19 protein-coding genes are annotated in these 21993 nt (G+C 40.6%); 7 read left to right on the top strand and 12 right to left on the bottom strand.

The window, feature by feature from the left end; genetic code table 11:
- The first annotated feature begins 1 nt into the window (after position 1).
- The gene (locus BV372_RS38435) at positions 2-109 is read left to right on the top strand and encodes a hypothetical protein (RefSeq protein ID WP_373270809.1); all 108 of its coding nucleotides are present in this window, start codon (positions 2-4) and stop codon (positions 107-109) included.
- A gap of 385 nt (positions 110-494) precedes the next feature.
- Here BV372_RS38435 and BV372_RS37820 read toward each other — a convergent pair whose 3' ends face one another.
- From BV372_RS37820 to BV372_RS23430, 8 genes are all read right to left on the bottom strand, one after another.
- Positions 495-674 (bottom strand): replication restart DNA helicase PriA, encoded by a 180-nt coding sequence (locus BV372_RS37820; RefSeq protein ID WP_086688891.1) that lies wholly within the window; start codon positions 672-674, stop codon positions 495-497.
- A gap of 985 nt (positions 675-1659) precedes the next feature.
- Positions 1660-3531 carry an excinuclease ABC subunit UvrC gene (uvrC, locus tag BV372_RS23400; protein WP_086688892.1) on the bottom strand — a complete coding sequence of 624 codons (1872 nt, stop codon included), beginning with the start codon at positions 3529-3531 and terminating at the stop codon, positions 1660-1662.
- Between the two features lie 726 nt (positions 3532-4257).
- A complete protein-coding gene (locus tag BV372_RS23405; RefSeq protein ID WP_086688893.1) occupies positions 4258-4671 on the bottom strand; it encodes a response regulator in 414 nt (137 codons plus the stop codon).
- Between the two features lie 493 nt (positions 4672-5164).
- Entirely contained in the window at positions 5165-6364 is a 1200-nt protein-coding gene (locus BV372_RS23410; RefSeq protein ID WP_086688894.1) for an LL-diaminopimelate aminotransferase, read from the bottom strand.
- Between the two features lie 236 nt (positions 6365-6600).
- Positions 6601-6936 carry a co-chaperone YbbN gene (locus BV372_RS23415; RefSeq protein WP_086688895.1) on the bottom strand — a complete coding sequence of 112 codons (336 nt, stop codon included), beginning with the start codon at positions 6934-6936 and terminating at the stop codon, positions 6601-6603.
- Positions 6937-7140: 204 nt separating this feature from the next.
- Entirely contained in the window at positions 7141-7920 is a 780-nt protein-coding gene (locus BV372_RS23420; RefSeq protein WP_086688896.1) for a PspA/IM30 family protein, read from the bottom strand.
- A gap of 160 nt (positions 7921-8080) precedes the next feature.
- The gene (locus tag BV372_RS23425) at positions 8081-8794 is read right to left on the bottom strand and encodes a PspA/IM30 family protein (protein ID WP_086688897.1); all 714 of its coding nucleotides are present in this window, start codon (positions 8792-8794) and stop codon (positions 8081-8083) included.
- Between the two features lie 198 nt (positions 8795-8992).
- The gene (locus tag BV372_RS23430) at positions 8993-10258 is read right to left on the bottom strand and encodes a hypothetical protein (RefSeq protein WP_086688919.1); all 1266 of its coding nucleotides are present in this window, start codon (positions 10256-10258) and stop codon (positions 8993-8995) included.
- A 267-nt stretch (positions 10259-10525) separates the two neighbouring features.
- Here BV372_RS23430 and BV372_RS23435 point away from each other — a divergent pair, with 267 nt between their 5' ends.
- On the top strand, positions 10526-11080 hold the full coding sequence (locus BV372_RS23435; RefSeq protein WP_086688898.1) for a DUF721 domain-containing protein: 555 nt from the start codon (positions 10526-10528) through the stop codon (positions 11078-11080).
- A 1304-nt stretch (positions 11081-12384) separates the two neighbouring features.
- Positions 12385-12699, top strand: coding sequence for a hypothetical protein (locus tag BV372_RS23440; protein ID WP_086688899.1), 315 nt, complete (start codon positions 12385-12387; stop codon positions 12697-12699).
- 222 nt (positions 12700-12921) lie between these two features.
- Here BV372_RS23440 and menB read toward each other — a convergent pair whose 3' ends face one another.
- Positions 12922-13755 (bottom strand): 1,4-dihydroxy-2-naphthoyl-CoA synthase, encoded by an 834-nt coding sequence (menB, locus tag BV372_RS23445; protein WP_086688900.1) that lies wholly within the window; start codon positions 13753-13755, stop codon positions 12922-12924.
- A gap of 139 nt (positions 13756-13894) precedes the next feature.
- On the opposite strand from menB, the gene BV372_RS23450 reads away from it, so the two are divergent.
- Complete coding sequence (locus BV372_RS23450) at positions 13895-14746, top strand: Rpn family recombination-promoting nuclease/putative transposase (protein WP_086688901.1); 852 nt, start codon at positions 13895-13897, stop codon at positions 14744-14746.
- Positions 14747-14883: 137 nt separating this feature from the next.
- Here the strand turns inward: BV372_RS23450 and menD are convergent, their stop codons facing one another.
- A complete protein-coding gene (menD, locus tag BV372_RS23455; RefSeq protein ID WP_086688902.1) occupies positions 14884-16665 on the bottom strand; it encodes a 2-succinyl-5-enolpyruvyl-6-hydroxy-3-cyclohexene-1-carboxylic-acid synthase in 1782 nt (593 codons plus the stop codon).
- A gap of 124 nt (positions 16666-16789) precedes the next feature.
- Here menD and folB point away from each other — a divergent pair, with 124 nt between their 5' ends.
- The 3 genes from folB to BV372_RS23470 all read left to right on the top strand — a co-directional run bounded on the left by folB (position 16790) and on the right by BV372_RS23470 (position 20252).
- Positions 16790-17158, top strand: coding sequence for a dihydroneopterin aldolase (gene folB, locus BV372_RS23460; RefSeq protein WP_086688903.1), 369 nt, complete (start codon positions 16790-16792; stop codon positions 17156-17158).
- Positions 17159-18158: 1000 nt separating this feature from the next.
- Positions 18159-19439: a diguanylate cyclase domain-containing protein gene (locus BV372_RS23465; protein ID WP_086688904.1), complete on the top strand. Its 1281-nt coding sequence runs from the start codon at positions 18159-18161 to the stop codon at positions 19437-19439.
- Positions 19440-19691: 252 nt separating this feature from the next.
- On the top strand, positions 19692-20252 hold the full coding sequence (locus tag BV372_RS23470; RefSeq protein ID WP_086688905.1) for a sugar O-acetyltransferase: 561 nt from the start codon (positions 19692-19694) through the stop codon (positions 20250-20252).
- Positions 20253-20432: 180 nt separating this feature from the next.
- Here BV372_RS23470 and BV372_RS23475 read toward each other — a convergent pair whose 3' ends face one another.
- Together BV372_RS23475 and BV372_RS23480 are read right to left on the bottom strand one after the other, a co-directional pair.
- Entirely contained in the window at positions 20433-20813 is a 381-nt protein-coding gene (locus BV372_RS23475) for a calcium-binding protein (protein ID WP_086688906.1), read from the bottom strand.
- 400 nt (positions 20814-21213) lie between these two features.
- Positions 21214-21993 (bottom strand): hypothetical protein, encoded by a 780-nt coding sequence (locus tag BV372_RS23480; RefSeq protein WP_086688907.1) that lies wholly within the window; start codon positions 21991-21993, stop codon positions 21214-21216.

Below are 21993 nucleotides of genomic sequence, written 5' to 3' on the forward strand. Positions count from 1 at the left end.
AATGCAACCGACTGTGGAGCAATTTAGAGAGTTATTTCGGTTAAGTTACCAGTTAACCAAGATGCTCATACCAATAAATCTTGTCAGAAGAGATGAAAGGACAGACTAATTGGTGATTCTTGCTGGACACGAGATTGAGATAACGGTTGATCAACAAGGGATAGTAAATTATGACCAAACCTGACTTTAAAACAATGGCTAAAGCAGAGTTGAGGGCTGACCTAAAATGTAAGAATTCAGCACCCAGGAGTCAGAAGTCAGAATTTAGAGGTAATCTAATAGATTAGTAAATTGATTGATCAAATATTTCTCCTTCTTCTTTAGCCTTTCTGGCTCCTGAATTCTGACTCCTAAATTCTTACCCTAAAATTATTCAACGCCAGCGTGAACAACCATAGTGAATAAATCTATTAGTAATATTAAAAGCGCTGTGCTACTAACACAACGCTCTTTTTTTTAACTAAAACTTGTCACTACAGTCGAGAGGAAAAAGTTTACATCTTAGCATGAATACCAGGAGCATAAGCCTCAATGACTCTGCCAGTGCGAGTGCAGCTGATCATTAAGTAGTCACAACTGGGGCATTGAGTTCGAGTTATTTGACTCTCATAAATATAGTGACGTTCAGCTTTACTACCACAGTTTGGGCAGCAAATTTGTTGTATCATCAGCATGTTAAATTCCCTGGTTGTAATGATTTTTAGTAAGTAAAGACAGCCAATTAAACCAGTCAATATTTTGGTTTAATACTACCTAATCACAAGCCTTTATATTTGGCTAATTTCTCTAAACGAAATTCAAGTTTGTAAAAACTATCCCTATTTTCTAGTTATTATCCTAGTAGATCTATGAGTTTATCATCTCACTTTAGATATATAAATTAAATTTTGCTTAAGCTCCTATTTAGAAATTTACTGATCCCCAACGCTAATCCCTCTATATCAGTTGATTTATAGTGATCTCCAGCAGAAGTAAGTATATTAATAGCAAAAAGCCAAAACTAGAACAATACTGTATATTTAGTCACAAAAATATTATTTTAAGCTTTACTTAAGATTTTTTCTAGCTGACATGGGGATGAAATTGTCGTAAAACAATTTAATTAAAACTTCCAATGCTCATGATTAAGAGCATTGGTTATCTCTGCTAGCCTAGTTGTTGGTAATGGGTAATGGGGAATGGGTAATCGGTAATGGGTTGTCCCAGTTTTCAATTACCCATAACTTCTTCCTTGGGTGTAACCTTTATAGAGTATTTCTATTTGATTTGTGAACTTACTTATAGAGGTAGGGAATAGGGAATGAGGAATAGGCAGCAGGGAAGAAGAGAGCTAGAAGAGTAGGTTATTTTTTTTTAAATCAACTCTAATTTTTATAAAACAAAAAATCATATCGATTGAAAAAACCTTTGCAACACATCAATCATCTGTAGAGAAGTACAGTCTCGCATTGGTATCAACTTAAGCTCAAATGTTTATCCCATAAGCGTTTGACCCCACCGCTGTTTTGTCTGACGACAAATTAGGGTAGGGTAACGAGGGACTGATTGGTAATTGAGTGGACTCAATATCAAGTCTTTACAAGGGTTTGACGTTAAGTTGACACAGGTGAAAGCCTTGCGCGCCCCTATTTTATGTATTTGTCGTTCCTAAATCATTACTCAAGCAGGATGAAAATAATCGTAGATTTCTTGAGCCAAACGCGGCCCTATGCTGGGAACTTCTGCTAGTTGTGCAGGTGTTGCTTGCCGAATATAATCAACAGAGCGAAAATGCCCCAAAAGCAGCTTTTGACGATGATGTCCCAAACCAGGAATTTCATCTAAACGCGATCGCTTTAATTTATCACTGCGTTGTTGGCGATGGAAAGTCACAGCAAAGCGATGGGCTTCATCACGCAATCTTCGCAACAATTGCACTCCTGGTTGTTCAGTTTCGGTTTCTAAAGGTAGGGATTCTCCTGGTAGAAAAATCTCCTCTCGCCGTTTAGCCAGACTCACAACTCGCAAGTCTTCTAATAAATTCATCTCTTGCAAAATGGCGACAACCGATGATAATTGACCTTTACCGCCATCAATCATCACTAAATCTGGCCAGTCAGGATTACCCAAGCGTTGTAATTGCGGATCTTCAATATACTTGCGAAAGCGACGCTGGATTACTTCTGCCAAACTAGCGAAATCATCTGAGTGTCCGGCTGTGACTGTGGGATTTTTAATTTTGTAGTGGCGATAGTGCTGTTTAGCAGGTAAGCCATCGATAAACACTACTTGGGAAGCAACTGCATTCGACCCTTGAATGTGGGAAATGTCATAACCTTCGATGCGGTGGGGTAAGTCGGGTAAATCAACAATCGCAGCTAAATCTTGCATTGCTTGCTGGTTGCGATCGCCCAATTTTTGCATTCTTTGCAATTCATATTGGGCATTGCGCTCTACCATCTCAATTAATTCTGCCTTAGTTTGCCGTTGGGGCGCTAAAATCGTAACTTTTCTACCTTTACGCTGGCTTAAGACATCTGCCAATATTTCCGCTTCTGGTAACTCATGCTGTACCAAAATTTCGATGGGGATTTCCACTGAGTCAGCAGTTTGGTAGTGTTCTTCTAACACTCGTTGTAAAATAGCTCCTGGTTCAGCGTGCGCATCCGCTACAAATGCCAAGCGTCCTACCAATTGCCCAGCGCGAATTTGAAACAATTGAATATAAGCAAGTTGTTCATCAGCTGCCAAGGCGATCGCATCCCGCGAAACTGTATCATCTGGTAAGGATACTTTTTGCTGTGCCGTCAGCGACTTTAACCCAGCTATTTGGTCGCGAATTCGCGCCGCCGACTCAAAGTTCAACGCCTCTGCGGCTTTCTCCATCTGCTGTGTCAAGATCTCAATCAGTTCTTGAGTTCGACCTTGAAATACCATCGCCACCTTCTGTACGGTTTTGCGGTATTCTTCTGGTGTAATTAGCTGTTGACACACACCTGGGCAGCGTCCTAAATCATAATTTAAACAAGGACGGTCTTTAAACAGTGGTTGCGGTCGTTGTCGCAGCGCAAAAATGCGTTTAGATATGCGTAATATTTCTCGTAATAGACCTGCATCTGTATATGGCCCGTAAAACTTATCCTTTTCCTTGCCTAATTGGCGTTTGCGGGTGATGAAAATTCGGGGATAGTCTTCTGACCATGTGATGCAGACATAGGGATATTTTTTATCATCCTTGAGCAGCACATTAAAATAGGGCTGGTGCTGCTTGATTAAATTGGCTTCCAGCGCCAAGGCTTCTGCTTCGGTATCGGTGACGATGAATTCAATTTCTGCCACCTGTTTCACCATTGTGGCAATGCGATCGCTTTTGTTGTACCCGTCACGGAAATAGGAACGCACGCGCGATCGTAACTTCCGCGATTTACCTATGTAGATGATGCGATCGCCCGCATCTCGCATAAAATAAACACCCGGTTCCGGCGGTATCTCGGCTAGACGGCTTTCCAGGCGTTCGGTATCTTTAACCAGTGTTTGAGCAGCTTGTGTCACGACCAGATTTAGGTAAATTTACAAATCCACCTATTTCTATTTTAAAGAAAATATATTCTTTTGTGTTAGTTTCCCAAGCTTTTGATTAAGTCAATATTAAGTACAAACTCAAAAAGCATGACTTCTTAGATTAATTCTTCCTTCACATCAGTTATGTCAATTTCGCTTGATTACTTATCAATTTAAAGCACCTCACCCCGGCTTTTTCTAAGCACAAAATTTTCTCAAGCCATAAGCAGGCAGGTGATTCAGGGTTAGGGCGTAATGTCTGTGGGTATTAGAAATAACTAGCCTAAATCGATATTTAGTAAATCTCGATATATTTCAGCTAGCTTTAATATTTTCTATTTACTTTAAATTTTTAACTAACTCAAAAATTGAATAATTTGGATGAAACAAATATTGTTCGTTATTACGAGCTAACCTTGTTTGGCAATACTCCAAAGATAAACTTATAGAGTAAACACCTGGTACCTACGTTTTTCAACCTCAGTCCTTAAAAATAGGAGTTTTTGGTTATACTCGAACGCAAGTTACAAAGGAAAATTATGTCAGTATTCACCATAAACTGCATTCAACAATTTTTCAAGCCTTACACCCTCCACTATGTCAGACACAATGAAGAATGAAAATCTTTAAACTTCTGTCTATCTTCAAGACAAAGTTTAAAGATTTTGTCCTTTTAGCGTTGGCAGCCAGTTATATCCATTGATGCACATATACTTATCAAGAAGCTAATTTTTCTTCAATTGTCATTATTAACTCTTTAAGATTGACAGGTTTAACAAAGTAGCGACAAGCCCCCAAACTCAAGGCTCGCTCTTGATCGTCCCTAAAAGCAAAGGCTGAAACTACAATGATAGGTATCTTTGATAAGGCTTGGTTATGCTGGATTTTTTCTAGCAATGAATAACCATCAATGTCTGGTAATTTTAAATCCAATAATATTAACTCCGGCTGGAATCTTTCGACAGTTGAGAATAAAGCAGAGCCTGCTGATAAACCTTGGACATTAAATCCGCAGTAACTGAGATAGTCACTCAGCAACATTCGATTAACATCATTATCCTCAATTAGCAAAATTCGTCTATTTTGTTGCGACTTTAATCGCTGATTTATAGAGAGTAATTGTGCTGTCATTGTTAGCTATAATCTGATATAAAATTCCAAAATTATGGTCCAAAACCCAACCAAAACTCCCTAGCCGATCTTAAAAAAATAGCAAATTCGCTAAATGCAATACGGTTTAAATTTAATAAATCGAATTTCGCTGCTATTTACATACGCTTCATAATATTATCCCTAAAATAGGGCTTAACTAAAAAATTAATATTTTCTTTAGCTAATTTTCTATTGGTTTGTGGTAATAAATAATTGGCTAATTTTCCAAAATTTTAGCGCTGTGATTATTATATTTAAATTTTATATTGGGAATCGCCTTCTAAGTCTGAATTCTATGAATTCCCTCTATTCAATGCAAAATAGCCACCATTAACTGCTTATACCAGCGTCTGGTGGCTTGGCTTTTCTGCATTTGGCAACTGGTACTCGCATACCTCAAACGTATCAATCAATGTGAGGAATGGTGTGTTACGGTAAGCCAGTACCGTAGTGAAAGAGTGTATTTATATTCCTAAAGGAACTCAGCAATTCTCTCAACAGCAGTTTCTAAAATAGGTGGCTCATGTACTAAGGCAAAGCGAACATACCCTTCACCAGATTTGCCAAAACCAGCACCAGGAGAAGCTGCCACTCCCGTCTTTTCTACTAGTCGTGTACAAAATTCTCGAGAATTCTGACTCCAAGCAGGAGGTAACTGTGCCCAGATATACATTGTGGCCTGGGGAGTGGGAACATGCCAACCAATGCGGTGTAAAGCGCTAATGAATGTATTGCGACGTTGGCGGAAGGTAGCAACAGCTTTTTCCACTCCTGTTTGGGGACCAGTCAAGGCAGCGATCGCACCATTTAAAATTCCCCGATACTGATTAAAATCAACGGCTGCTTTTACCTGACGTAAAGCCCGAATTAGCTCAGCATTACCAATGGCATAGCCAATCCGGAAGCCACCCATATTGTAGGACTTGGAAAGAGTGAAAAATTCTATCGAGATACTTTTATCTGGGTCAGCTTGCAGAATTGAGGGAACTAAAGATTGGGTATTGGGAATGTTATTTTCTCTAGATCCAGACTCTGGAAATACCAAATCTACATAAGGAAAATCGTGAACCAGGACGATATTATGTTGCTGGCAAAAGGCTACTGCTTCTTGGAAGAAGGCTAAAGGAGCGATCGCGGCGGTGGGATTGTGAGGATAACTTAAGACCATCATCCGCGACTGTGCCAAGACAGGAGCGGGAATATCACTAAATACAGGTAAAAAATCATTTTCTGCCAGTAGTGGCATTGGGTAAATTTGACCGCTAGCTAAGTACACTCCTCCAACATGGGAGGGGTAGCCTGGATCGAGCAACAAAGCAAAATCTCCAGGGTTGAGTATTGCCAAGGGCAAATGAGCTGTACCTTCTTGCGAACCAATTAGGGGCAGTACCTCAGTTTCTGGGTCGACTTTGATACCAAATTTGTTTTCGTACCACTTAGCAGCAGCTTGGCGAAAACCTTGAGTGCCGTGAAACAGCAAATAGCCGTGGGTACTGGGGTCGTGAAGAGACTGAGCGATCGCTTCAATTACATGAGCTTCTGCTGGTAAATCAGAAGACCCTAAAGACAAGTCTATGATCTCTCTACCAGCAGCCAAAGCAGTGGCTTTGGCTCTATCCATATCTGCAAATACATTAGATTGCAGGGGTTGTAAACGCTTCGCAAATTCCATAAAAGTCAATGGTCAATTGTCAAAAAAGATGCAAGAGAACAGAAGTTAACCCCATACCGATAGCGGTTTGCGGTTAAGCATAATACAACTTTTGGAGTTGGGGGAATAGAGAACGGGCAACAGCTTTTCTGCTCTTTGCCTAGACCAGTATGACTCTTAAGCAAATTTATCTGTTCTGCTCCCTTTTTCCTGCCCCCTGCCTCTTCTGGTCATTACTTTGGACTCTTGACTATTAACTAATTACTATTTAAATGTGTATCTAAGAGGCTAAGTAATTTGTCTTTACCAATGACTCCCTCAGAGGATACCAATAGTTCCTGACCTTTTATCAGCCTGATGGCAGGTACACCTTCCACTTGGTATTGCTTAACAGTAAGTGGGTTGGGGTCAACTTCTATTTTAACGACTTTGAGGCGATCGCTGTACGTGCTGGCAGCATAGTTCATCAGTGGTGACATGAGTTGACAAGGCCCACACCAGGAAGCCCAAAAGTAAACCAATACTGGCAGATCGGCTTTCAAAACTTCGGTTTCAAACTCAGCATCAGTTATGGTGATTACACCTTTACTCATTGCAGTCTCCATCAGGTGGCATTGATCAAAGTTGGCACACAAAATACTCTATCCCAATCTGAGTGCTGAGTGGTGAGTCAACAGTCAACAGTCAAAAAGCTTTGGACTGTGACTCTCGACTGTGGACTCAGCACTCAAGGCTGAGAATGCGAAATCCCACAACCAAACGTTGTGGGACTAGCTTGAAGAAATTATTCAACAAAGTTACATCTGATCCAATTGCTTGCGTAAAGAATCCAACTCAGCATCTACTACTTCATTAGATTTAGGAGATGTAGTTTGTTGTTGTGGTGGTAATTGGGGTTGATTTGGTGAACTAGCAGGCCCTAAGGTCATTTGGGCTTTCAAAGCGGCCAATTCATCATCAACATCACTACCTGATTCTAAAGCTGCAAATTGGGTTTCTAAATCAGTACCTGCCAACTCTGCTGCTGACTGGGCGCGGGCTTCTTGCATCAAGACTTTTTCTTCCATGCGCTCAAAAGCCGACATTGCACTGCTAGTATTCATCCCCCGCACCATGCCTTGGAGTTGCTCTTGGGCTTTAGCAGTAGTAATCCGAGCTTTGAGCATTTCTTTCTTGGTCTTGGCCTCAGAAATCTTGCTTTCTAGCTGAATTAAGTTACGCTTGAGGGTGTCAACTTGAACGTTTTGCTGATCTAGGCTAGTTTTGAGTGCAGTGCTAGTTTCAGTGTAAGTCTTTTTACGTTCTAGGGCTTGCCGCGCTAGGTTTTCATCACCTTTTTGCAGCGCTAGTTGGGCATTACGCTGCCACTTATTGATTTCATTTTGGGCATCATTATACTGCTTCTCAGTGCGTTTTTGAGCAGCGATCGTTTGGGCAACACCCTGACGCAGCTGTACTAAGTCTTCCTGCATCTCCAGGATGGCTTGTTCCAGCATTTTTTCGGGGTCTTCTGCTTTATTTACCAAGTCATTGAGGTTAGCACTGACTACTCGCTTAATCCGATCAAATAATCCCATAAGTTTGTTTTTTCCTTGTGTTGTTTACGCAATTTGTTGGACAGTTAAGCTTTTTACTGTTTAATAGCTACTTATTCCAATGTAATCTTTCCCGTCTGGAACAGTACCTCCCAACACCCCTTAATTGTTAAGATATACTCCCGCCTCGGTAATTGCCCAATCATTCAGAATCTGGACTTTTGGGTAAGTGCTGTTGTATATGCGTGTTATTTGCATCATCTAAAACTTGCACTTTCATCGCTGCTAGCTCGGCATCAATATCATTTGTAGATTCCAACGTAGCAAATTGCTTTTGCAGCTCATCGCCGCCAAGTTGAGCTATAGCTTCTGATTGAGCCTCTATCTGCAAAACTTTTTCTTCCATCCGCTCAAAGGCGTTTAAGCTGCTAGTAGAAGAAACCCCACTGAGCATTTCCTGTAGCCGAACAGACGCTTCCGCCGAGCGGGCACGGGCAATGTACAGATCTTTTTTAGTTTTCGCTTCCGAAATTTTTAACTCTAGGGTTCGCATATCCTTTTTGAGTTTGTCCACCAAATCGGTTTGCTCTGACTTTTGGCTAGAGAGTGCTCTAGCAGTTTCTTGGTAAACTCGACGTTTGGTGAGAGCTTCCCGTGCTAGCGTTTCGTTGCCTTGTTGCAGTGCTAGTTGGGCGCGGCGATACCATTCTTCAGCTGTAGACTCAGCAGCCGTTGCTTGCCGTTCAGTACGTTTTTGGATAGCGATCGCTTGTGCCACTCCCCGTCGCAGTTGCATCAAATTTTCCTGCATCTCTAAGACAGTTTTTTCCAAAATCTTTTCTGGATCTTCCGCACTGCCGATCAAACTATTCAGGTTAGCCCGAAACACCCGCAGGATACGCTTCATCACTTCCATGTCGGCTCTCCATTCACTGTTTGCCAGTCAGTAAGCAATTCACAATTTAGAAATCAAAACAAGGACAAGCAAGGTAAGGGAGAAATAATTAATGCCTCATCCCCGATGCCCAATGACCCTTGCCTCTTGACTCAGCACTTGTTCAAAGCAAGATATGGGAATTGATATTTTCTTCATTATCGCCTAGATTTCCGCCGCTTAAGGCTGCTGAACTCTGGCTTGAATTCCGTTTTTCTGTAGTAATTGCAGATGTTTTTGAACTTCCTTTTGAGTTTTAAAAGCACCTAAATAAATCAATTTGTTATCGGGTGATAAATAAGCATCAGGAACTACTTGCCGTGCTGAGGCGAAAGCGCGATCGTCTTGATTATCGATAATTACATGATAAAACCCATCTGCTGAAGGTTTGGTTTGGGCGTTGAGTTCTGTTTGAATGGCAGGTGAGTTAGTTTCTAAAGGTGAATTGCTCGGAGCTAAAGGCTCCTCCACCTTTGGTGATGGTACTACTGCGATCGGATTTACAGGTTGTGGAGAAGATAATTCTATGGGGGGTTTTGCTGGAGGAGCAACTGGTTGTGCGGGAATGGGGTTAGGTAATACTACCGGATTTGCTTGGGCTTTAGGTTTTAAGCCAACAACATCATTTGGATCTTTGACTTCTGGAAACTCTTTGGCAGCGAGATTAGGATACTTGGGTATAGGTGTAAGTAATGCCTCAGGTTGAGGCTGGGAATTACTGACAACTCCTGTAGTATTGTCTGTAGAAGTAGGAGATTTAGAATTAAATAATTTACCAAAACTCAACTGTGTCAAGCCTTTAGGATTGAACGCTACGTAGCCTAGAGTCAGACTTGCTACTAATAGCAGTAGCATAGAACCAATACCCAAAGGTGACAAAATACCATCATTAGAACTGCTCGGCTTTTTCGTTTGTGGTTGTTCGTCTGTCACACTGCGCAACAGTGCTTCACTTGATTCTAAATAGTCATCAGGCTGGGTAGGGGTTTCATCTGCCTCTAAAAGATTATCGTCTTGATGAGCCTGTCCTGTAGGTACTATGCTGCTAGCAGGATTTGCTGGGCGTGGCTGTGGAGAAGTTGGTGTTTGGGCAATATCTGGGGTGGGAGACAGCAGTAGATGATCCATATCCTCAAACTGTGTCGTATTTGTTGCTGGTTCCATCTGAGGAGTATCAGATATGACAGCAGGTGGGATGTTGGGGTTGATTTCTGCTGCTTGAGATTGCTCTAGAATCGCAGCGGCGATCGCTTGAGGTGAACTGCCAATATAACTAACTACGCGGGGTGGGTTTGCAATCCTTGCACTGTTGCGCGTGCGTCGGTATCTAGCTAACTCTTGATCTAGCTGTACTTCTAAACTTGCCAGTGCGGCACCTAGTGCTGGCTTTAAACCAGGTGTTTTAGACGATTGATTACCAGAATCGATTCGAGGGTTTTGACTCATTGCCTGCTCCATAAAGCTGATACAAAGCCGGACATGTCCAGACATTAATTTTTACTTTTTGCTGCTTGCGGAACTGTTGACAGCATCCCGTCCACAGGTAGAAACCTTGAAAATAGCAGCGTTTGCTAAATATAGCTCTCATTTGAAGGCAGTACACTACCAACGCAGTGTCCTCCACAAGGAGCTAGCTCATTTTTTAGTATCTTGAATGAATTTTTATAGTATAGATCCGAGAACCAAGCTCAATTTTTACGCTTTTTTTGCAAGATGTCGTTTAAATCAGTTAATGATATTTTAGATGTTCTGGAAAAGCAGGCTCAATGGCAAGAACAACCTTTTCAACGCTTGCTACAATCTTGGGCAGAAGTTGTCGGAGTCGTAGTTGCCGCACATACTCGACCATTATCGATTCAGCGTGATGTTTTGCGGGTGGCAACTTCTAGCGCTGCTTGGGCGCAAAACCTGACTTTTAAACGTCAGACCCTACTTTTGAAATTGAATGAAAAACTGGCGACATCTTTGATGGATATTCGCTTTTCTACTGCGGGATGGCAATATTCTCCAGCAGCCCAAAAGCCGCAAGCAGAGGTTTTGCCACGCGAACATCCTAGTTATCTGGGTGATTTAAGTACCTCTTCCCAGGAGCTAGCGCCTAATACTGCTAATCCCAATAATCCTAATGCCGCTTTTGGGCATTGGGCTAGGGTGATGCAAGAGCGATCGCATGGTTTACCCCTTTGCCCCCAGTGTCAATGTCCCAGCCCACCAGGTGAACTTCAGCGATGGCATGTTTGTTCTTTTTGTGCTGCCAAGCAGTTATAAACAAGGCAGCCCCAATGAAAAAATTTCATCGCCATGTATGAAAGGGGGACAAGGAGATTGAAGAAGAATCCAGAAGCCAGAACTCAGGAATCAGAATCAATTAGTGGGGGATTCAAACCCGCCACTAATTGTAGACCGCTAAATTAAAAATTTAGCGGGGGTCTTAAACCCACTTATTCATCCGCTAGTCGTACAGAATTCATGCGCTCATTCTGACTCCTGACTCCTGAATTCTATTTAGATAACTTCTAACTCTCAACTCAGCACTCAGCACTTTCAAGTCAGCCATTCACGCCAGGTTTTGGCACAACCAAGGATGAAAAAAATTGTTTGTATTAGGTATTTAGTGAAATGGTGTAAGGCATGGGGAATTGGCTATCTACATCAATCAGTATTTGTCGACCTAAAATTTTCCTGCTACCCCACCATAACAGCCGTCATGAAAATCTTTACTCGTCTGCCCTCTAGCTTATCTTTCACCAAAGACTCCTTGTTTTGATTTAGATATCTTAATTTTTCTTCATACATATGTCTTTATTTGTATCGGAAATTGGGATAAATAATATTGTTTAAGATTACTAGAGCAGTTTTTTACTAAAGACTTTTCATTCCAATGCTTTTTGGAGAGGTTGCTGCAAGAGGAAACCATTGCTAGCAACTATTTCCACGTACTACAAACTATCCCATCCAAAATTACTATGGCGCATACCCCAGAATTTTATTTTGAATTTATAAATGGCTTTTGAGATCGTTGCTAAATTACTATTGTGAGTTTTGCAGATGTGCTTAATGCATCTAAACACCCCATAGCCAGTTTGCTTATGACTATTCTTGTGTTTTCACCTTAAAGGCATTTGTTTAAACATCAGCATTATTGGCAAAAGTGCTTGCTGATTCTAATTCTGTAGAATTGCTGCTGAATTAGCTGACTACTATCCTCAATAATCTAGTTTTCTATTAACTAGACAGTTTTCTGTTGCATTATGCCAGATATATGCTCAATAAGCAAATTAATCTACCTTTAATCCTATTCCTTAAGGATGAGATTAAGAAGAGAAGCAAATCAAAACTTTTGCTTTTAGCGTTGATCCCCAACTGTTTTAAATCAAAATTTAGCATGTGTACACTCTAGCGATCATTGAAAAATATAACAAGATTCTAAAAACATCATAAAGTTAATTTTTTCATTGGGATCGCTAAAACCCATAGCTAATAATGGATTTTGGCTTTACTACGTATTTATATCTAGAAGCAGAATATAAACAGATAAATTGATCCTAGACAGCACTAAAAGATGAACCCAAATGAAACCTAATAAATTTTTGACATCTGCCTGTAGATATTGCCGCCATTACAACCCAGAGGGTCGCCGTGGCGGAATGTGCCAACAATTAGGAGCGCCAGTTCAAGGAAGTTGGAAAGCTTGCTCTTTAGCGCTTCCTCCTTTTGCACCTTCTTGGGAAACTTTAGAAGGTGCTTGGAGTCTGCCAGATGCAAAACCAGTGGTAGTTGCTTGTGCCACTCTAGCTTCAGATTTAGAAACTACTAGTCTTGTTCCTATTGAAGAAACTTCTACCTGTACTGCTGAACAAGCAAAAACTGAAACAGTACTAATTTAGTCATCCATATTATTCTCTGGCTGATACCAATTTTGAATTTTAGAGTTGGGACCCGAAATACTTATAGTTACCTTGTTTCTTCTATTTGAAGCAATACTATACAGCGTAACTTGGTATGAGTTTGTATTTTGCTATTAAAATTTGCCTTTAACATTTCTGGTGCTGTAAAAATTAACTTCTAGAAAAATCGCGCCTTGTATTTAAGGAGCGATTTTTGCATTTCTAGGGTAGCCAAGGGAAGTCGCGAAAATTTGGGGGACGCTTTTCTAAAAACGCTTGTTTGCCCTCAGAACCTTCTTCTGTCATGTAATACAGCAGGGTGGCATTTCCAGCTAGTTCTTGTAAACCAGCTTGTCCGTCACAATCAGCGTTGAATGCTGCTTTCAGACAACGAATTGCGATCGGGCTTTTTTCTAAAATTTCTTGCGCCCATTGAATACCCTCGGCTTCTAATTGTTCTACTGGCACAACAGTATTCACTAAACCCATTTCTAGAGCTTGTTGAGCATTATATTGACGACAGAGAAACCAAATTTCTCGCGCTTTTTTTTGCCCGACAACGCGGGCGAGGTAGCTAGCACCAAAGCCACCATCAAAACTCCCGACTTTGGGGCCAGTCTGCCCAAAAATAGCGTTATCGGCAGCAATTGTCAGGTCACATATTAAATGTAAGACGTGTCCACCACCGATCGCATATCCCGCTACTAGGGCAATTACTACTTTCGGCATCGAACGAATTAGGCGTTGCAAGTCTAAGACGTTGAGGCGGGGAATACCAGCATCGTCAACATAACCAGCCTGTCCCCTTACACTTTGATCGCCACCAGAACAAAAAGCATATTTGCCATCAGTGTATGGTCCTATTCCCGTAAATAAGACTACCCCAATAGTGGTATCTTCGCGGGCATCACAGAAAGCATCGTAAAGTTCAAAGATAGTTTTAGGGCGGAAAGCATTGCGTTTATGAGGACGATTGATAGTAATTTTGGCGATACCATCAATTTTTTGATACAAAATGTCTTCGTAGGTTTTGGCAGTTTGCCAGTTAATTTGCATTGGTATGGAGACCGCTGTTGTGCTTGAGAATTTTATCGCGGACGAAGGGATAAGCGATACCTACGGTGGGCTACGCCTACGCTAAAATTAGTCTCTCCAGCCTTTACAATCAAGTCTGGTAATTGACTCGCTGTGAAAAATGCGACGCGACTCTATCTTTTATAAATTGTTCAAGCAATTTCCGGGATTGCTGTTTGAATTGGTAGACTCACCACCCCCAGATGCAGCTGGCTACCAGTTTGAATCGGTTGAGGTGAAAGAAACAGCGTTCCGGATTGATGGAGTATTTTTACCACCCGCCAATTCTGCTTCCAAAGTAGTCTTCTTTGCTGAGGTGCAGTTTCAAAAGGATGAAGACCTCTACCACCGCTTCTTTAGCGAGTTGTTTTTATTTCTGTACCGTCACTCCATCCGTTACGATGACTGGTTTGGAGTAATAATTTTTCCTTCTCGCAGTCTTGAACCCACGAATTCCACAATTCATCGCGCTTTGTTGGAGAGTGGTCAAGTTCGGCGTGTCTATTTGCATGAGTTGGGGGATTTACGACAACAACCTTTGGCAATCGGGTTAATGTTGCTGACAAATATCACTTCTGAAACAGAAACAGTGGAAGCAGGGCGGTATTTGCTGGAGCAAGCACAGCAACAATCGGAACAAGCAATAATAGATTTAGTGACGACGATTATTCTCTACAAGTTTTCTACATTAAGTCGAGAGGAGATTGAAGCGATGTTAGGACTGAATTTGGAGGAAGAACCACGGGCTATTCGGGAAGCAAAAGAACAAGGACGTGAGGAAGGAAGAGAAGTTGGTCGAGAACAAGAAGCGCGATCGCTTATTCTAAGACTATTAAAACGGCGATTTGGTGAGCTTCCCGATGAACTTCAGACTCAGATTCAGGCGTTATCACTGGAAAAGTTGGAAGCTTTAGGTGAGGCTTTGTTGGATTTTTCTACTCTTGCTGATTTGGAAGGGTGGTTACAAGATTAAGCAAGAGGGTAAATCTCATGCAAAAGCGCAAAGAGAAGGGCGATCGCACTCCGGTAAAATTCTCATGGCTATAAGTAAAGCATCTCGAAGTGAACTTGGCAAACACGCGCGATATCTTATCCTACGCTTGATAAAGCTTACGAAGGATTACAGGTCATTTCGCTAAACTTCCTTAAATTCTCCTGTCGCCACTTAGCGTCTACTTTACGATTAGTCCGCAACTCTAAAACCCTAATTCCCTTATCTGGAAGTGGGTTTAATCTTTGCTCCAACTGCTGCCAAGAAGTAATTAATTCATGCTCTACACCGTAAGTGGCGCATAATTGAGAGAAATCGATATTCTGGGGAGTGCCAAAAAACTCTTCAAATGGTGGGTCGAATTTGGCAATGGGTAACATTTCAAAAATTCCACCGCCATTGTTATTAATTAATAAAATTGTGAGATGTCCGACAAATTTATTGCGGATTAAAAAACCATTGGTGTCATGCAATAAAGCTAAATCTCCTGTTAGCATCACAATACTTTGATGGCGATGAGCAATTCCTAAAGCTGTAGATAATGTGCCATCAATGCCGTTTGCACCTCGGTTAAAATGCGATCGCACTCCTAAATTATTCGGTTTCCAGAAAAATTCCACATCCCGCACAGGCATACTGTTGGCGATAAATAGCGGTGTTCCCGGCGGTAAAGTTTGGGAAAGCAACCACGCAGCTTTACCTTCAAATAACTCTTCCATTTTCACCAAGGTTTGATCGATAGCTTCCCTCACATGCGTTTCTGCTGTACACCACAGTTGCAAGTAGTCAGGAAGAGATGAGGAAGACGAAGAAAACTTTTCTCCCTTGTCCCCTTGTCCACTTGTCCCCAGATCTTCAATACTCATCCGCAAATGAATCGTCCTCCCATGAAGAGGATCGAGGTTTTGGTCGCTGGGGTCGATTACCCAACGTCGCGCTTGTGTAGCACTAATCCAAGTACGCAGTTCTTTACTTGTGGGCATTTCTCCTACTTGAATCACCATTTCGGGTGTTAGCTGTTTTGCAAGTTGGGGATTTCGCAAAATCTGGTCGTAGGTAGAAATTAAGTAGGGGTTGAGGTCGGCGTAATTTCTGGCTGGGGAAAGTCCTTCTGCTAGGACAGGCCATTTCAATGTTTGGGAAAGTTGCGCGATCGCTCTACAATACTCCTGTGGTTGCTGTGGTTGGGCAACACCAGCGATAATAATTCCGCGATCGCATTGTTGCCATTCTTGGGGAATGGGCAATGGAGAATGAGCAACGGGGAATGGGATGGAGTTTGTGACTGCTGCAAAAAATTCTTCTGGGTGAAAGTGCGATTCTAAATAGCTGAAATCAGTCCCATCAGGAAGAGGTGCTAAGGGGTCACGTAGGGGAATATTTAGATGTACTGGCCCCTGGGTAGGAGTTTGCGATTTTTCCCAAGCGTGGATTATCGTTTGTCGCAGATAACCTAGCATTTCTATATCTGGGCAGGGTAAAGCTAACTCTGTTTGCCAGGTTGGGTAAGTGCCATATAATTTCAACTGATCTATCGTTTGACCAGAGTGGCAATCTCGCAATTCTGGTGGTCTATCAGCAGTTAATATCAACAGAGGTATGCGACTTTCTTTAGCTTCAATCACCGCAGGATAAAAGTTTGCTCCGGCTGTACCAGATGTGCAAACTAGTACTACAGGCTTACCGCTAGCCTTGGCTTGTCCCAAGGCAAAAAAAGCGGCGGAGCGTTCATCTAAAATAGAAATCGCTTCAATCTCAGGCATTTGCTGGGCAAAGGCGATTGCTAGAGGTGTAGAACGAGAACCTGGACAAATGACGGCACAAGTTAACCCTAGGCGCTTTAGCGTCTCCGTCAAGATATAAGCCCAAAGTTGATTAACATTTTTACAGGCGTTCAGCATTCCAGCAAACAGAGAGATAAGTTCATCGTTAACTACTTAAGCCTATACTGCAACGCAAAAACCGTGAAGGTAAGGTGACAGATCCAGTTAAAATCCAAAATGCAAAATTCATTAGACAAGTTTTATGGACTGCATTCATTTAACGGGAATTCGCAGCTATGGCTACACGGGGTACTTACCTGAAGAACAAGTGCTAGGACAATGGTTTGAGGTAGATGTAAGATTATGGCTGGATCTTTCTACGGCTGCTAAAACTGATGCGATCGCAGACACCATAGATTACCGCAGTATCATTAGCTTGGTGCAAAATCTCGTGAAGACATCCAAGTTTGCTTTGGTAGAAAAGTTAGCTGGTACAATTGCAGATTCTATTCTCCAACAGTGCGATCGCGTCACACAAGTCCAAGTAACTCTCAGCAAACCCGCCGCACCTATTCCAGACTTTGGTGGCAAAATTAGCATTGAATTGACACGAAATAAGCCTCATCCCTAAAGCACACTGGCACTAATTTACGAAATTTTCAATTCCAAATGCCCTACTTGAACTCTTTGGTCTATTATTTTTCAAATTGGTATAACTCAACGACTTTGTCAAGTCTGAATTGGTGGATATAGATGATGTGGTGACGTGAGAATTTAGAAACACTGAAAGTCAGAAATATATACTTCATCGCGTCACCTTTCTGTTCACATTCTCAGCCTCACTAGATAAAAGTTGTCTTGACAATGTATTTGCACAGATACCGCAGAATATTCGCAGCTATTCCTGTTGTGATTACTCATTGCGTTACTACATTGTCCAATACACAAAGCTTAACTTTGAAATTTGTTTAAGAGGGACTATATTTTTCTCTAATTTTCTGCCTTAGCAGTTCGCGCTCCGGAAATTATAAAATAACTATTTTATACATCTAACGTATTTTTGCTATTTAACTTTATATAAGCAATTCACCGTTTTTATTCCAAAATATTGCTTAAATTAAAGTGTAATTTAATACTTTTATTAAAGTAAATTCTCTGTTTTTGTAAGCCAATTATATTAATATTCTTAAACCAATTGCTAAAAAGTGTATCAAAAAAAAACTAAGTTGAAATCAAATCTATTTATTGGTTGTCAGCACTTGGATTAATTTTAAATTACTTCTATAATGGCATTTCTTCAGATATTTTATTCACATCTGAATTCCTTTCTATATTACGTAAATCCCGCAAGCACTTGTAATTTTTATGATTGAAAATTGCCAAATTGCCAAAATATATCTTTGGTTTTTAATAACTGTATGGCAATTTACATTTCAAAATAGTTACTTACGTTATTAACTGGATATCAACTGTATCAGCAATCAAAGAATATGTTAATTAAAAACTTAGTTATTATTTTAGCTAGCAACTACACAGGTAGATTATAGATTGATTATTATAGGATTATTGATTTTCAGAGTGAGTCGAGACTGAAAACAGAATCTGAACCTTAGCCAACAGATTAGTCTAACATGTTCGCCCACAAAATCCTAGTTGTTGAGGATGAAGAAATCCTAGCTTTAGATATAAGAAATAGTTTGCAGAAGCTAGGATATTTTGTTCTAGAAGTTACTGCTTCTGGTGAAGAAGCTATCAAAAAAGTCGCTGAGACAAATCCACATTTAGTATTAATTGATATCTGCTTAGCTGGGGAAATCAATGGTATTGAAGTTGTGGATATTATTCAAAACCATTTCCAAATACCCGTTTTATATTTAACGGAGTACTCGGAAGATATTACATTTAATAAAAGGCGACTCAGTGAGCCTTTTAGCTATATTCTCAAACCATGTGCTGAAAAAGACTTACATTTTGCCGTTGAAATGGCTCTTTATAAGCACCAAATGAACAAAAAATATGAGGAAGAAAAACAGAGACTGACAGCTATTATTAACAGCATGGGCTGTGCAGTAGTAGTAACATATGCTAACGGCAGCATCCAAATGATGAATCCAGTAGCAGAAGCGCTTACAGGTTGGAGACAAGATGAAGCTTATGGGAAAGATTTGGGAGAAGTTGTAACCTTAATTGACAAAGATATGGACGAAGTAATAGATAATTTAGCCAGCCAGGCAATACAAGCAGGTGAGACATTGAATCTACCGGATAACTGTACCCTACTGGCTAAAGATGGCACAAAAGTACCCATTGGTGATTCTGTTGCACCCATCCGCGATGTTGACGGTAATATCAATGGAGCAGTTTTAGTTCTTCAAGATATTACTAAACGCAAACAAAACGAGGCAAGACTGCTCCGCAATGCCTGTCATGATGCACTAACAGCACTACCCAATCGAGTTTTGTTTCTCGATCGTCTTAGGCAAACAATTGAACGCAGCAAACGACGAAATGATTATAATTTTGCAGTTTTATTTTTAGATTTAGATGGCTTTAAGGCGATTAACGATCGCTTTGGACACGCAATAGGAGATGATTTTTTAGTAGCGATCGCTCGACGCTTAGAGTCATGTTTACGCAGTGGCGATACTGTCGCCCGATTTGGTGGTGATGAGTTTGCCGTGCTTTTAGAAGACATCAAAGATGTTACAGACGCTACTAATGTAGCTAAGCGCATTCAAGAATCTCTAAGCGTACCACTTATCCTTCATGGACATCAAATATGTCCCACTGCTAGCATAGGAATTGCTTTGAGTAGCGGTAGTTATGAAGAGCCACAAAACCTACTCAGAGATGCTGATATTGCCATGTACCGTGCTAAGCGGCAAGGAAAAGCTCGTTATGGCGTATTTTGATTAAAATCTTAGGGGTCAGTTGTCATCTATAAATTTTTTCTGAACCTAGATTTTCCAGATCGTTACTCAATCACCAGTTAACTTTTACTCAATTCTCGCTAGGAAAGCATTAGCATTACTATGTACCTCTGAGCCACTTAGCTTGATTGTCAAGCCGGCTTATGTATCATAATAGTAAGTAGCAAAATCTAACAAGATTGTAAATTTATCCTCTGCTATAAATCCTATTCAAGCGAGTCTCAGAATTCTGTTATGGAAAAAACAGAAAAACAGAAAATGCTGGCAGGCGAGTTATATTTTGCAGAAGATCCGGAGTTAGTTGGTGAGAATAAGCGAGCCTGTCGTCTCCTGCGAATGTACAACGCTACAACAGAAGAACAACAAGAGCAGCGACGACAAATTTTGCAAGAATTGTTTGGAAAGTTAGGACAAAAAGCATCAATTGTGCCACCATTTCACTGTGACTACGGCAGTAATATTTATGCTGGCGATAGATTTTATATGAACTATGGCTGTGTAATTTTAGACTGCAATACAGTTCATATTGGTGAAAATGTGATGTGCGCTCCTTATGTGCAGATATACACTGCCTACCATCCTATAGAACCGGAAATTCGATTTTCTGGCAGGGAACTGGCTGCCCCGGTTAAAATTGGTAATAATGTCTGGATTGGTGGCAGTGCAATTATTTGTCCTGGAGTCACAATTGGTGACAATACTACTATTGGTGCTGGTAGTGTAGTAGTCAAAAATATACCTGCAAATGTTGTTGCTGCGGGAAATCCCTGCCGTATTATTCGGCAGTTATCTTAGAACTTAATTGATATAGTGCAGCATGGCAAAAATCACTATCCAAGACAAAAGAATGGAAAGTTTGTAAAATAAGCAATCTTTCTTCTACTGAATCGGTTTACTCAGGACCTAACTGGGGGTGTCTACAAACACTCCTTAAGAGTATTGTCGAATTACCTTTTTGCACTAGAAAATTAACTTTTAGAACTTGTATCCTCTAGCAAGCCAATATTGCCAGTCTGCAAGTGCTTCTTGGGTTTCATCATCAGCATCAATGGCTTCTATTTCTGATAGCCGCGCTGTAAACACATCTTCATCTTTGCCATCGGGATAGACTACTTCTACAAACATATCTTTTTCACACTCATCGTCAGGTGCCATTCCCAAGACTTCAACTTGTTTTTCCTGGGGTGACGTTGATTTGCGTCCCTTCTTTGTCCACTTGGCCATAAAAGGAAAGTTCAGAGTATCGTCGAGGTAGTAGTACCAACCCATCGCCCGTTCCTCTTTGTCTTCAGCATCGACAATTATCTCAGTTTCAATGCGATGCTCTCGGGTTTTATCAAGTTCAACACTAGGCATAAGATCCAGACTTGCTTAGAGTAAATTTTCAAATATGTATACCTTTTTGGCAATAAACTGTCAATTAGCTAGATGTTGCCTCACTTAAGCGCGATCTCATAAAATTCTTAAAATTTCACTTATTTTGCGAATTTATCCAATAAAATGAGGAATTTCAGGCATTAAAGGTAAATTTACAAACATTGGCAATAATTCGTGCAAAACAGTTAGCGTTCCTATCTGATTTGTAAACTTACTCGTAGGATTAGGGAACAGGCACTCGGGCTAAAATCACGGGAAAATTTTTATAATTCATACTATTTCACTTTAATAGTGATACAAATACACGGGTAAGGGTTTAGCAATGCTAAACCCCTACGAAAGATATATCTGTATCAGGATTTTTTTGAATTGGTATCACTCACTGCCTTTGAATGACGGTGTGATTTGGATTACTACTCAATTTCACTTCTGAAATTTTTATATCAATTGTGTTTGAAGCAATCAAGTCTGCTGCCTCTTGCAAAAGCTCATGCTGTTCTTGTTGAATTGCCTCTAATCTATGAGAAATTTCTACCAATCTTTGCTGTTTATCTTGATAAATTATTTGAGAATCTTCTGGTAGCAAAGCTGACATTTGACTAATTGGTTGAGTATTGGTCATTTTTTGAAGAGCAAAAGTACCAAATTTGCTTAAGGATAGAAAGCTAACTTTTATTAAAGCCTGAATTAATTTGATTGGTACTTGTAGAATTGACCAACTAGCTGCCTCAATCAAGCGCATTATCGCTTTGATAATACTCCAAACTAGAGCTAGTATGAACACCAAAATTACACAACTAATAATCGGGTGATTAGTTGCCCAACTGAGTATTTGAACCAGCTTTAAGAAAAAAGGATGTTGTGCTAGCCAGTCATTCATCGAAGAAGCGATCGCTGTTTGAACTGCTACTGATGTTGTACTCTTAATTTGCTCAGCAGTTTGCAAACTCTCTTCTACAGAACCTTTAGCTTGTTCCCAAGTTGTCGTAACTGTATTAATTGCTTTATCGGTAGCTTGATTTGCCGTTTCTTTGAAAGACTGGCCTGCTTGTTGTGCTGAGTTGGTTAGAGAGTTCACACTATTGTTGACAAAATATTTCGCTTGTTGAAAGCGTTGCCAAATTCCTGCCGACAAATTGATGTCTATTTGAGGTGCCAT

This window comes from Nostoc sp. T09, from assembly GCF_002154695.1.
Lineage (GTDB): Bacteria > Cyanobacteriota > Cyanobacteriia > Cyanobacteriales > Nostocaceae > Aulosira.